General features: G+C 67.5%; 14 protein-coding genes. 11 read left to right on the forward strand and 3 right to left on the reverse strand.

From position 1 onward, the window contains the following. Positions 1-94: 94 nt before the first annotated feature. From H9656_RS10405 to H9656_RS10415, 3 genes are read right to left on the reverse strand one after another with little or no spacing between them, the layout of a single operon-like run. The gene (locus H9656_RS10405; protein ID WP_191744182.1) at positions 95-874 is read right to left on the reverse strand and encodes a GIN domain-containing protein; all 780 of its coding nucleotides are present in this window, start codon (positions 872-874) and stop codon (positions 95-97) included. Positions 875-896: 22 nt separating this feature from the next. Further along, complete coding sequence (locus H9656_RS10410; RefSeq protein ID WP_191744183.1) at positions 897-1,463, reverse strand: DUF1700 domain-containing protein; 567 nt, start codon at positions 1,461-1,463, stop codon at positions 897-899. After that, complete coding sequence (locus H9656_RS10415) at positions 1,460-1,891, reverse strand: PadR family transcriptional regulator (RefSeq protein WP_191744184.1); 432 nt, start codon at positions 1,889-1,891, stop codon at positions 1,460-1,462. The genes H9656_RS10410 and H9656_RS10415 overlap by 4 nt, the downstream gene beginning before the upstream one ends. 276 nt (positions 1,892-2,167) lie before the next feature. Between H9656_RS10415 and coxB the strand changes: the two genes are divergently transcribed. The 11 genes from coxB to H9656_RS10470 all read left to right on the forward strand — a co-directional run bounded on the left by coxB (position 2,168) and on the right by H9656_RS10470 (position 12,352). Beyond that, positions 2,168-3,130 carry a cytochrome c oxidase subunit II gene (coxB, locus tag H9656_RS10420; protein ID WP_191744400.1) on the forward strand — a complete coding sequence of 321 codons (963 nt, stop codon included), beginning with the start codon at positions 2,168-2,170 and terminating at the stop codon, positions 3,128-3,130. A gap of 23 nt (positions 3,131-3,153) precedes the next feature. Beyond that, positions 3,154-4,800, forward strand: coding sequence for a cytochrome c oxidase subunit I (gene ctaD, locus H9656_RS10425; protein WP_191744185.1), 1,647 nt, complete (start codon positions 3,154-3,156; stop codon positions 4,798-4,800). Between the two features lie 63 nt (positions 4,801-4,863). Next, positions 4,864-5,841 (forward strand): heme o synthase, encoded by a 978-nt coding sequence (gene cyoE / locus H9656_RS10430; protein WP_191744186.1) that lies wholly within the window; start codon positions 4,864-4,866, stop codon positions 5,839-5,841. Between the two features lie 6 nt (positions 5,842-5,847). Then, positions 5,848-6,105, forward strand: a complete 258-nt coding sequence (locus tag H9656_RS10435; protein ID WP_191744187.1) for a hypothetical protein — start codon at positions 5,848-5,850, stop codon at positions 6,103-6,105. Further along, a complete protein-coding gene (locus tag H9656_RS10440) occupies positions 6,102-6,665 on the forward strand; it encodes a cytochrome c oxidase assembly protein (protein WP_191744188.1) in 564 nt (187 codons plus the stop codon). The genes H9656_RS10435 and H9656_RS10440 overlap by 4 nt, the downstream gene beginning before the upstream one ends. Positions 6,666-6,719: 54 nt before the next feature. After that, entirely contained in the window at positions 6,720-7,598 is an 879-nt protein-coding gene (locus H9656_RS10445; protein WP_191744189.1) for a cytochrome c oxidase subunit 3, read from the forward strand. Beyond that, positions 7,595-8,023: a DUF983 domain-containing protein gene (locus tag H9656_RS10450; protein WP_225212437.1), complete on the forward strand. Its 429-nt coding sequence runs from the start codon at positions 7,595-7,597 to the stop codon at positions 8,021-8,023. The genes H9656_RS10445 and H9656_RS10450 overlap by 4 nt, the downstream gene beginning before the upstream one ends. Next, complete coding sequence (locus H9656_RS10455) at positions 8,020-8,730, forward strand: SURF1 family protein (RefSeq protein ID WP_191744190.1); 711 nt, start codon at positions 8,020-8,022, stop codon at positions 8,728-8,730. The genes H9656_RS10450 and H9656_RS10455 overlap by 4 nt, the downstream gene beginning before the upstream one ends. Positions 8,731-8,794: 64 nt before the next feature. Continuing rightward, positions 8,795-10,015 (forward strand): M16 family metallopeptidase, encoded by a 1,221-nt coding sequence (locus H9656_RS10460; protein WP_191744402.1) that lies wholly within the window; start codon positions 8,795-8,797, stop codon positions 10,013-10,015. A 56-nt stretch (positions 10,016-10,071) separates the two neighbouring features. Further along, positions 10,072-10,674: a GNAT family N-acetyltransferase gene (locus H9656_RS10465; RefSeq protein WP_191744191.1), complete on the forward strand. Its 603-nt coding sequence runs from the start codon at positions 10,072-10,074 to the stop codon at positions 10,672-10,674. Positions 10,675-10,684: 10 nt separating this feature from the next. Further along, the gene (locus tag H9656_RS10470; RefSeq protein WP_191744192.1) at positions 10,685-12,352 is read left to right on the forward strand and encodes a putative bifunctional diguanylate cyclase/phosphodiesterase; all 1,668 of its coding nucleotides are present in this window, start codon (positions 10,685-10,687) and stop codon (positions 12,350-12,352) included. The last annotated feature ends 29 nt before the right edge of the window (positions 12,353-12,381 follow it).

Consider the following 12,381-nt stretch of genomic DNA (forward strand, 5'->3'; position numbering starts at 1 on the left):
GGGGCTGCGAGGCCCGGCGTCACGGCCCGCAAAAGCAATCGGCCCCTCTCGTCGTGCGAAAGGGGCCGATCAGGCGGTCAGTCGGTCGGCGGGATCAGTCCTGCGACACCTCGCCGGAGCCGCTGACCGACTGGCGCAGTTCGGCGGGGCGGCGGGTCAGGCGGACGTCGCCGCTGCCCGAGACGTCGACCTCGGCGTTGCCGTTGGGGCCGACGCGGACCTCGCCCGAACCGCTGACGCGGACCTTGGCGTCGTCGACGATCAGCTCGTCCAGGCGAGCGTCGCCGGCGCCGGAGACGTCCACATTGACGGCGCCGGTCCGGCCCTGGACCCGCACGTCGGACGAGCCGGTCAGGGTCAGGTCCAGCGTCGGCTGGTCATAGCCGCGGATCTTCAGCTCGGTCGGCCCCGACAGGTCGAAGGTCTTCACCGAGGGCGCCTTGATGATGATCTTCAGGGCGTCGGTCTCGCTCCAGCCGTGAATGCCGGTGCGGGTCCAGCGGACATAGCTGCGGTCGCCGCGCGGCGCTTCGTCCAGAGTCAGGCGGCCGTTGGAGAGGCGCACCCGCTCGACCACGCTCTGGGCGCCCGAGATGGTGACGCCTGGCGCGTCGGCCTGCTGGTCGTAGACGACGTCGGCGGGCACGTTGATGGCCAGGCGCTCGTCGCCCGTCCATTCGATGGTGCGGGTGATGGCGGGTGACACCTGGCCGCGCTCGACGGTGAAGCCGCTGTCGCCGGCCTCGTCGTCAGTGATGACCCAGGTCCAGTCGTGGCGGGCCAGGTCGCGGCCGCCCACGGCGAAGGCGCCGCCGAAGCCGACGATAGCCAGGATCAGGCCTGCGCCGGAGATGATGAGCAGATTGCGGATCATGACGTGTTCTCCTCTCTGTCGCTTAGGCCTGGGGTTCCAGGGCGGGTTTGATGACGCGGTAGTGCAGGCGGGCGTACCAGACGGTGGCGTCGATCAGCCACTTGGTCAGCAGGGCCATGGTTCCGATCATGAAGATGCCCATACCCATCAGGCCGACGCCCAGCAGCGCGGCGGCCAGCGCCCCGCCCGGCAACCCCACGAAGGCGCCCGCCACCATGACGAAGCCGCCGGCGATGAAGACTCCGACCCCGCCCAGCAGCAGGGACAGCACCGTACCGAAGACGGGCAGGGCGATCGGCAGCAGGATCAGGATGTCGAGGGCGCCCAGACCGAGGATGCCGAACACGGCCCCGGCGGCGGACGAGGCCGACGGCTCCTGACGCCAGCGCTGGGCGCCGGCTTCGGCCTTCAGCTCGCGCGACAGGCGGTCGGGGTCGCCCAGGGCTTCGGCCACCTCGGCCTCGCTGCGACCGGCGGCGGCGCCGTCGGCGAAGTGGGCTTCATAGTCGGCCACGATCTCATTGGCGGTGGCGGCGGGCAGGCCCACCAGTCCGCGACGCAGGCGCGCCAGAAATTCCGCGCGGTTCATTTGTCCTCTCCCCTGTCAGCTTGGGCGGTCGATTCGGGTTGGGCGCTCTGGTCGAGCAGGGCGGGCGTTTCCGCCGGAGCCTGGGCGACGATGACGGATTCGCCCTCATCGCCCGTGATCAGAGCCTCGACGGCGCGGGCGAAGGCTCTCCACTCGCCGGTCTGGCCGTCCAGGGCGCGGCGGCCCGCATCGGTCAGTCGATAATATTTCCGCGACGGGCCGCTGGATGATTCGACCAGATAGGTCTCGACCAGGCCGTCGGTCTGCATCCGCCGCATCAGCGGATAGATGGTGCCTTCGCCCATGCCGATGGCGTCGGACAGGCGGCTGGCGATCTCATAGGCGTAGCTGTCGCGTCGTGCGAGCAGGGCCAGGACGCATAGGCCCAGCACGCCTTTCTTCAGTTGAATGTCGATGGTGTCGCGCATGGCCACCTCTGTAGGCCTCCCTCTTGGGCATCCCTGTCTGGATGACGAAGAGGTATCGCAAGGTATCTTGTCGTGCAAGGTAGCTGTCGAAACATGACAGCGAATTAATCGGCGGCATTCTGTCTACTTGGCGCCCAAGGTGCGCTTGATCGCTTGGCAAGCACGATCCGAGCCGATAAGGACCGGCCCATGACACGCCGAGGTCCTCTGGGCCCGGCGACGCTTGCGAATTGCTCGCAAACGTCTGCTGCTGAACGGTTTATGAGGACTTCTCTAATGGGGATGGGCATGCGAGCCATGGCGCGGTTGGGAGGCGGTATCGCCGCGACCGCCCTTGCCGCCATTTTCGCCGCGCCGGCGATGGCGCAGGATGTGTTGGGTCAGCCGGTTCCGGCGGGCCTGGGCCTGCAGACGGCCGCCGCGCCGCTGGCGCATGAGGCTCACTTCTTCCACAACGTCGTGCTGATGCCGGTGATCACCGCCATCTGCGTGCTGGTGCTGGTGCTGCTGGTGTGGATCGCGATCCGCTACAACAAGCGCTCGAACCCGAACCCGGCCAAGTGGAGCCACAACACCCTGATCGAAGTGATCTGGACCGTGGTGCCCGTGCTGATCCTGGTGGGCATCTCGCTGTTTTCGTTCCGCCTGCTGTTCGCCTACCACGACTATCCGGATGCGGACGTCACGGTGAAGATCACCGGCAACCAGTGGAACTGGGGCTATGAATATCCGGACCAGGGCGTGGCCGAGTACATCTCGAACATGCTGCCGGAAGATCAGGCGCCCAAGCATCTGTATCGCCTGGCCGCTGATGAGCCGATGGTGGTGCCGGTCGGCGAGAACGTCCGCCTGCTGATCACGGCTTCGGACGTGATCCACGCCGTCGCCGTCCCGGCCTTCGCCATCAAGGTCGACGCCGTTCCGGGTCGTATGAACGAGACCTGGTTCCGCGCCGAAAAGGAAGGCGACTACTACGGCCAGTGCTCCGAGCTGTGCGGCGTCGACCACGCCTTCATGCCGATCCACGTCAAGGTGGTCAGCAAGCAGGCCTTCGCCGAATGGGTCGCTTCCAAGGGCGGCTCGATGACCAAGGCGGCTGACGAAGCCGCCGCTGCGGCCGCGCCCGCCGCCGCCGAAGCGCCCGCCGCTCCGGCCGCTGACGCCGCCGCCGCCCCGACCGACGCCGCGCCTGCGGCCCCCGCAACCGCCGCCGCGCCCGCCGCGCCGGCTGCTCAGTAAGAGAGACGCGAGAGCCCAGACCGATGGCCACCGCAGCTATTCACGATCCGCACGACCACAAGCCGGGTTTCTTCACCCGCTGGTTCCTGTCGACCAACCATAAGGACATCGGGCTTCTGTACCTGATGTTCGCCATCTTCACCGGCCTCATCGGCGGCGCCCTGTCGGGCCTGATCCGTTGGGAGCTGGCGGAGCCGGGCATCCAGATCTTCAAGGAAGGCTCCTTCGTCCAGTATCTGGGCCTGGTTGAAGCCTCCAAGCACGGCTACAACGCCACCGTCACGGCGCACGCCCTGATCATGGTGTTCTTCGTCGTCATGCCGGCGACGATGGGCGGGTTCGGCAACTACTTCATCCCGATCATGATCGGGGCGCCGGACATGGCCTTCCCGCGCCTGAACAACATCTCGTTCTGGCTGATCTTCTTCGCCTTCGTGCTGCTGATCCTGTCGATGTTCGTCGACGGCGGTCCGGGGCGCGGCTTCGGCGGGGGCTGGACCTCTTATCCGCCGCTGTCGACCATGGGTCACGCAGGACCGTCGTTCGACCTGGCGATCTTCTCGCTGCACGTCGCCGGCGCCTCTTCGATCCTCGGCGCGATCAACTTCATCACCACCATCTTCAACATGCGCGCGCCGGGCATGACCCTGCACCGCATGCCGCTGTTCGCCTGGGGCGTGCTGATCACCGCCTTCCTGCTGCTGATTTCGCTGCCGGTTCTGGCGGGCGCCATCACCATGCTGCTGTCGGACCGTAACTTCGGCACGTCGTTCTTCGACCCCGCCGGCGGCGGCGACCCGGTGATGTACCAGCACCTGTTCTGGTTCTTCGGCCACCCCGAAGTGTACATCATGATCCTGCCGGGCTTCGGCATGATCTCGCACATCGTCTCGACCTTCTCGAAGAAGCCGATCTTCGGCTACCTCGCGATGGCCTACGCCATGGTCGCCATCGGCTTCATCGGCTTCATCGTGTGGGCGCACCACATGTACACGGTCGGCATGAGCGTGAACCTGCGCGCCTACTTCGTGGCCGCGACCATGATCATCGCCGTGCCTACGGGCGTGAAGATCTTCAGCTGGATCGCCACCATGTGGGGCGGCTCCATCAGCTTCAAGACGCCGATGCTGTGGGCGATGGGCTTCATCTTCCTGTTCACCGTCGGCGGCGTGACCGGCGTGGTCCTGTCGAACGCCGGCATCGACTACAGCCTGCACGACACCTACTACGTCGTGGCGCACTTCCACTACGTGCTGTCGCTAGGCGCCATCTTCTCGATCTTCGCGGCCTTCTACTACTGGTACGAGAAGATGTTCGGGGTGAAGTACAACGAGTTCCTGGGCCAAGCGCACTTCTGGATCATGTTCATCGGCGTGAACCTGATCTTCTTCCCGCAGCACTTCCTGGGCCTGCAGGGCATGCCGCGTCGCTACGTCGACTATCCGGAAGCCTACACCTACTGGAACTACGTCTCCTCGGTGGGCTACGTGATCACCATCGTCGGCGTCGGCGTCTTCCTGGTGATGCTGCTGGAGTCGGCCATCCGTCGCCGCAAGGCCGAGGCCAACCCGTGGGGCGAAGGCGCCACCACCCTGGAGTGGACCCTGTCCTCGCCGCCGCCGCACCACCAGTTCAACGAACTGCCGGTGGTCAAGGCGGACAACCACTGATCCTTATCGGATAGACTCGGAGAGGCCGCCCTTCCGCAACCGGAAGGGCGGCCTTTGCTCTTTATGACCATGATCGATCATCCAGCCCGCGAGACCCCGCTCGTCACCACCGCCCAGCCGGAAGACTTCTTCCAGCTGCTGAAGCCGCGCGTCATGTCGTTGGTGGTGTTCACCGCGGTCACCGGACTGATCGTCGCGCCGGGTCGGCTGGACTGGATCAACGCCGTCGTCGCCATCCTGTGCATCGCCATGGGGGCGGGGGCCGCCGGCGCGCTGAACATGGCGATCGAGGGCGAGACCGACGCCCTGATGCGCCGCACCCGGGGCCGACCCGTCGCCGCCGGCCGGGTGCGCAAGAACGACGCCATGGCCTTCGGAGCCGTGCTGTCGGTCTTCTCGGTCATGCTGCTGGGCATGACGACCAACTGGCTGGCCGGCGGCCTGCTGGCGATGACCATCGTCTACTACGCCTGGCTCTACACCCTCGTGCTGAAGCGCCGCACGCCCCAGAACATCGTCATCGGCGGGGCGGCGGGCGCCTTTCCGCCGGTGATCGGCTGGGCGGCCGTCACTGGCGATGCGCCGTGGCAGGCCTGGCTGCTGTTTCTGATCATCTTCATCTGGACCCCGCCGCACAGCTGGGCCCTGGCCCTTTATTCTGCAGGCGACTACGCCAAGGCGGGCATTCCCATGATGCCGGTGGCGCGCGGGGCCAAGTCCACCCGGCTGCAGATTCTGCTCTACAGCCTTGTGTTCGTGCCCGTGGCCATCGCGCCGGCCCTGACGGGCCTGGGCGGCCCTATCTATCTGGTGGTTTCGATCGTTGGCGGCGTGGCCTTCCTGGCCCTGGCGCTGCGGCTCTACCGCTCGCGCGCCGGCGACCAGCCCGACAAGGCCGAGGCTGTGGGACGAGAGGCCGCATTGTACGACGTCCGGGTCGAGGCCAAACCCGCCCGGAACCTGTTCGCCTTTTCTATCCTGTATCTTATGGCGCTGTTCTCGGCCTTGCTGGTCGAGCACCTGCCTGGCGTCGGAGGCTAAACCCCCATGTCGCAACTCAAATACGTCAAGCTGACCGATGAGCAGGCCCGCGCGCGCAAGCGCCGCAACGTGGCGATCGCCCTGGGTCTGTTGGCCTTCATCGCCCTGGTCTACTTGGTCACCCTGTCGCGCATGAGCGCCAATAACGAGGCGCGCAAGGCGGCCGAGGCTGAGGCCCTGGCGACGCTGGAGCGCGCCGATCCGGCGCTGCCGCCCCCCGTGCAGCCTGACGCGCCCGCGGCTGCGGAGGTGACCCAGCCGTGACCAAGCAGAACAAGGTCGCGCTGATGTGCGCGGCTCTGGTGCTGGCGATGACCGGTGCGGCGTTCGCCGCGGTGCCGCTTTATCGCATCTTCTGTCAGGTGACGGGCTTCGACGGCACGGTGAAGCGGGCCGAAGCGGCCCCGACGCAGGTCCTGGATCAGGAAGTGCTGATTCGGTTCGACACGAACGTGCGCGACCTGCCGATGACCTTCCGCGCCGAGCAACTGAGCCAGAAGGTTCGGATCGGCGAGACCGGCATGGCCTATTTCGAGGTGACCAACACCACGAACCAGACGCTCCACGCGACCGCCGCCTATAATGTCGTGCCGGAACGGGCGGGGCCTTATTTCCAGAAACTGCAGTGTTTCTGCTTCGAAGGTCAGGAAATCGCGCCGGGCGCGACGGTTTCCTTCCCGATCCAGTACTTCGTGGCGCCCGAACTGGCGACCGACCCCGAGGTGAAGGGCGTGCGCCAGATCACGCTGAGCTACACCTTCTTCCCGACCAAGGGCTTCCAGCAGGCGGCTGCGAACGACTCTGCTGTTGGCAAAGCCGGATAGCGAGGGCTATAGCCCTCTTCAAACATTCTCGCCTTGATTACAGAGACCCCAGGAATGGCCGACGCGCACGCGAAACCGCAACACGACTACCACCTGGTCGACCCGAGCCCGTGGCCGCTGGTCGGCTCCTTCTCCGCCTGCGTCATGTTCGTCGGCGCGGTCGTGTGGATGAAGGGGCTGTTCGGCCTCGAAGCCGGCACCAAGTGGCTGTTCTTCGTCGGCCTGGCCGGCGTTCTGTTCACCATGTTCTCGTGGTGGTCGGACGTGGTGAAGGAAAGCCGCAAGGGCGATCACACCCCCGTCGTGGGCATCGGCCTGCGTTACGGCATGGTGCTGTTCATCGCCTCGGAAGTGATGTTCTTCGTGTCCTTCTTCTGGATGTTCTTCGACATGGCGATCTTCAATGAATCGCGGGCGATCATCCCGGAGATCGGCAACTGGATGGACACCGCCGCCGCCTGGAAGACCTGGCCGCCCACGGGCGTCGAGCTGCTTGATCCGTGGACCCTGCCGCTCATGAACACGGTCATCCTGCTGCTGTCGGGCACGACCCTGACGTGGGCGCACCACGCCATCGTGGCTGGCGACCGCAAGGGCGCCAAGCTGGGCCTGCTGATCACCGTCCTGCTGGGCGTGCTGTTCACCGCCGTCCAGGCTTATGAATATTACCACATCCTGCACGCCCACCTGTTCTTCAGCGAAGAAGCGGCCCAGGCCAAGCTGTACGGCTCGATCTTCTTCATGACGACGGGCTTCCACGGCTTCCACGTCCTTATCGGAACCATCTTCCTGGCCGTCTGCCTGATGCGTATGTACGCCGGCCAGATGTCGCCGCAGAAGCACTTCGGGCTCGAAGCCGCCGCCTGGTACTGGCACTTCGTCGACGTGGTGTGGCTGTTCCTGTTCGTCTTCATGTACGTCGTCTTCGGTTGATCGAACACGACGGACAAGTCGAGCTTTCGTCGGCGCGGGGCCCCAGGTCCCGCGCCGATTTGCTTGTCTGGCCTGCCGTGTGGGCCGGCGTGATGGGGCGCTGTCCGGCCTGCGGTCGCGGGCCGCTGTTCGACGGCTTCCTGAAGCGCCGCACGTCTTGCGAGGCCTGCGGCTTTGACCTGGGCGGGGTCGAGACGGGCGACGGCGCCGCCACCTTCATCATGCAGATCGTCGGCTTTCTCGTCGGCTTCTCGGCGCTGGCCGTCGAGATCGCCTTCAGCCCGCCGATCTGGCTTCACCTGATCATCTGGCTGCCGCTGGTCGCCGGTCTGGCCCTGGCCTTGATGCGGCCGGGAAAGGGGTTGATGACGGCGCTTCAGATGCTGCGCCAGCGCGGCGATGATTCACCCCGAGAGACCCGATGACCGAAGCCGCCCGGCCTCGCTTCCCCTATGTCCTGACTGTCGTGGCGGTGCTGGTGCTGGCCCTGCTGCTGACGCTGGGCGTGTGGCAGGCGCAGCGGCTGCAGTGGAAGCTGGACCTGATCGCCCGGTCCGAGGCGGCGGCCCGTCAGGCCCCGGCGCCTCTTGAAGACGTGCTGGCGCTGGAGGACCCCGAGTTCCTTCAGGCGATCGTGACCTGTCGCGGCCTGAACACGGCTCCCTTCGTCGAGTTGCAGAGCATCGAGGGCGGCGACGCCGGCGTGCGGCTGATCTCGGCGTGTCCGATCGAGGGGCAGGGGACCATTCTGGTCGATCGCGGGTTCGTGCCCGCTGAAGTCGCCGACCGTCCCGACACGCGCGCCGAGACGGCCATGCCGGTCGTGATCGCGGGCGTGGTCCGCCGGGCGCCCGAGCCGAACGCCCTGACGCCGCCGCCGTCGGGCTCGCTCTTCTACGGCCGCGACCGGACAGCCATGGCGCAGGCCCTGGGCGTGACCGGGCCCGTGTCGCCCTACACCGTCTATGCGACCACCTCGGCCAATCCCGAGTTGGCCGCGCTGCGGCCCGTGGCGCCGCCCGCCGCCTTCAGCAACAACCACCTGGGCTACGCGCTGACCTGGTTCGGCCTGGCCGTCGTGCTGGTGGGCTTCTATGCGGCGGTGATGATCCGCCGTTACCGCTCTTCCTGAGGACTTCGACCTGACTGCTCGCCTTCACACCCTGTCCAATGGCGTTCGCGTCGTGTGCGACCCCATGCCCGGCCTGCGCACCATCGCCGTGACCGTGGCGGTCAACGGCGGGGCCCGCATGGAGGACGAGGCGCGGTCCGGCTGGTCGCACCTGCTGGAGCATCTGGTGTTCAAGGGCGCGGGCGAGATGGGCGCCCGCGAGATCGTCGAACGTGTGGAGGCCGAGGGCGGCTCGATCAACGCCGCGACCGGCTATGAGCGCACCAGTTTCGACATCCGCGCCTTGAAGGGCAGTCTGCCGCTGGCCATGCAGGTGCTGTCCGATCTGGTGTTCCGCCCGACCCTGGCGCCCGAAGAGATCGAGCGCGAGAAGGACGTGGTGGCCCAGGAAATCGCCGAGGCGTTCGACACTCCGGACGACCATGTGTTCGAAATGGCCCAGACCCGCGCGTTCGTGGGGCAGGCGCTTGGGCGGCCGATCCTGGGCTCAATCGCCAGCCTGGCGCCGGTCGAGCGCGAGATGATCGGCGATTGGCGCCGGCGCCTCTATTCGCCGGACCGCATGGTGGTGGCCGTCTCCGGCGGCGTGGACGAAGACGAGCTTCTGCCCCTGGCCGAGGCCTGGTTCGGCCACCAGACGGCGACGCCGACTGAGGCGCTGGCTCCGGCTGTCTTCGTCGGCGGCGAGGCGCGGCTGGCGCGCAAGATCGAACAGGCCAACCTGGTCTTTCAGCTGCCGACGATCGGCGCGCGCGACGAGCGCCTTCCGGCCCTTCGGTTGTTTACTGAAATCCTCGGCGGAGGCATGGCCTCGCGCCTGTTCCAGAGCGCGCGCGAGGATCGCGGCCTGGCCTACGCCGTCGACGCCTATCACGAAACCTATGACGATCTGGGTCTGCTGGGCGTCTACGCCGGGGCGGCGGCGGAGCGCTCGCTGGAGCTGGCCGAACTGTGCGCGGCCGAAATCCTGGACCTGGCCGAGCGGGGGCCGACGCCCCAGGAGCTGGCGCGCGCCAAGGCGGTGCTGAACGCCAGCCTGTGGATGGCCGACGAAAGCCCGGCCAGCCGTGCGGGCCGCAACGCAGGCCAGACCCTGGTGTTCGGAGCCCCGGTCTCGTCCGAGACGACGGCCGCCCGCATCGAGGCTCAAAGCGCCGACGACCTGCGCGCCGTGGGACGGGAGATGGCCGCGGCCGGCCGTTCGGCCAGCGCCGTGCTGGGGCCGCGCGCGGCGGGCGACGCGGGCGCCGCCTTCCGCGCCGCCATGTCTGCAGCCAGCGGCTGACGTCATCTTTGTTACCGGCGGCTGACGCCGGGGCTGCGACGGGTTATCCTGATCCCATGGCCCTGTTCGATTGGATGGCCGAGGCGACCGGACCGGTCCTGAACGGGCAGGGGGTCGTGCTGCGTCCGCCCCGCCCTTCTGATTATATGGCGTGGGCCTCCCTGCGCGAGGACTCGCGCGCCTATCTGCAGCCTTGGGAGCCGGCCTGGCCCGAGGACGATCTGAGCCGCGCGGCCTTCCGCCGCCGGCTGGGCGTGTATGCGCGCGAGATGGAGCTGGGCACCGCCTGGCCCCTGTTCATTTTCGATGGCGAGGACGAGGCGCTGCTGGGCGCCGTCACCCTGTCCAACATCCGGCGCGGCGTCGCCGAGACCGGCACCTTGGGCTATTGGGTCGGCCAGCCGCACGCGGGGCGCGGGGTCGGCACCACGGCGGTGCGCGCCATACTGGCTTACGCCTTTGGCCCGTTGAAGCTGCACCGGGTCGAGGCGGCGTGCCTTCCGACCAACTACGCCTCGCGCCGGGTGCTGGAAAAGGCGGGCTTCCGACATGAGGGACTGGCGCGGGCTTATTTGAAAATTAACGGCCGCTGGGCAGATCATCTGCTGTTCGGCGTCCTGAACACCGAGTTCGCGCCCACCCTTCCTCAGTCATGTTAGCGGGTACGCTTTGAGTGCAAGATCCAGAGCGTTGACGTGGGACCCCACCACGGCCATCGAAGCCTTGGCTGCGGCGGACGCCGCGTTGTGGATCTGGACGCCCGCCGAGGATCAGATCCGTTTCACCGGGGCCACCCGTCCGCTGGGGCTGGGGCCGCTGGCGCCGCAGTGTTCGGGCGCGGCCTTCACCGCCCTGACCATGCCGCAGGACCGCACCCTGGCCGACCGTCTGTTGAAGCCGCAGGCCGAGGGGACCGAGATCGCCGTGCGCCTGAGGATGCGCGGGTGCGAGACCTGTCTGTGGCGCGGCGTCTGGCTGGAGGATGGCCTGCGCGCGGCGGGGATCGTCGCCCTGGAGACCAAATTCGCCGGGGCGGATCGGGATACGCTGACCGGGCTGCTGGACCGCCGGACTTTCCGGGTTCGCGTCGCCGAGGCCCTGGCGCAGCCCGGCGAGTATGAGCTGGTCGTCGGCGACCTGGACCGGCTGCGCCGTCTGAATGAGGCCCTGGGCCATGAACGGGCGGACCTGGTGCTGTCGGCCCTGGGATCGCGGCTGTCAGCGGCCTTTTCCGAAAGCTGCGCCCCGGCCCGGATCGGCGAGGATGAGTTCGCCATCCTGGTGAAGCGCGGAGGGACGGGCGGCGGCGCGCGGATGCGCGAGGCGCTGGAGCAGCCCTTGCGCATGGCGGGCTTCGACATCTATCCGACGGTCTCCATCGGGGCGGTGACGGCCGAAGGCGGTCCGGACGCCCCGGACCCGGCCGAACTCCTGCGCCGTGCCGAACTGGCGGTGGAGCAGGCCAAGACCGCCGGGCGCGGCGGGGCCGCCGCCTATGGGCGGGCGCTGGAAAGCGACAGCTTGTCCCGCCTGGCGCTGGAGGCGGACCTACGCAACGCCTTCGTGCGCGGCGAGATCGAGCCTTTCTTCCAGCCGATCGTGAACCTGAAGACCGGCGCCGTCGCCGGGTTCGAGGCGCTGGCGCGCTGGCGCCATCCCCGACGCGGTCTGGTCCCGCCGGACGAGTTCCTGACCCTGGCCGATGAAATGGGCCTGATGAACGAACTGGGCCTGCTGATGATGACCCAGGCGGCGCGTCAGCTGGACGAGTGGCTGACCCGCCACCCAAGCGCGGGGCGGCTGTTCTGCAGCGTCAACCTGTCGGTGGGCGAGATCGAGCGGCCTCATCTGGTCGAGGACGTCGCCCGCATCATCAAGGAGACGGGCCTGCCGCGCGGCGCCCTGAAGCTGGAAGTCACCGAAGGCGACATCATGCGCGACACCGCGCGCGCCGCCGAGGTGCTGAAGGCTCTGCGCGAAGCCGGCGCCAGCCTGGCGCTCGACGACTTCGGCACGGGCTTTTCGTCGCTGTCCTATCTGGCCAAGCTGCCCTTCGACACCCTGAAGATCGACCGCTATTTCGTGCTGACGATGGACAAGGACGAAGGCTCGGCCAAGATCGTCAGATCGGTCGTCAACCTTGGCCGGGATCTGGCGCTGGAAGTCGTCGCCGAAGGGGTCGAGAATGCGGGCCTGGCCCATCTTCTTCTGGCCGACGGCTGCCACTACGGCCAGGGTTTCGGCTATGCGCCCGCCCTGCCGGCGCAGGAGGCCGAGGTCTATCTGAACGAGTCCCTCGCCGACGGCGCCGCGCCGATCAAGGGGCGGTCGGCCTAGAAGCACCACCCTTCTCGGCGGAAGGCGGG

The organism is Brevundimonas guildfordensis, assembly GCF_014836405.1.
Classification (GTDB): Bacteria; Pseudomonadota; Alphaproteobacteria; order Caulobacterales; family Caulobacteraceae; genus Brevundimonas; species Brevundimonas guildfordensis.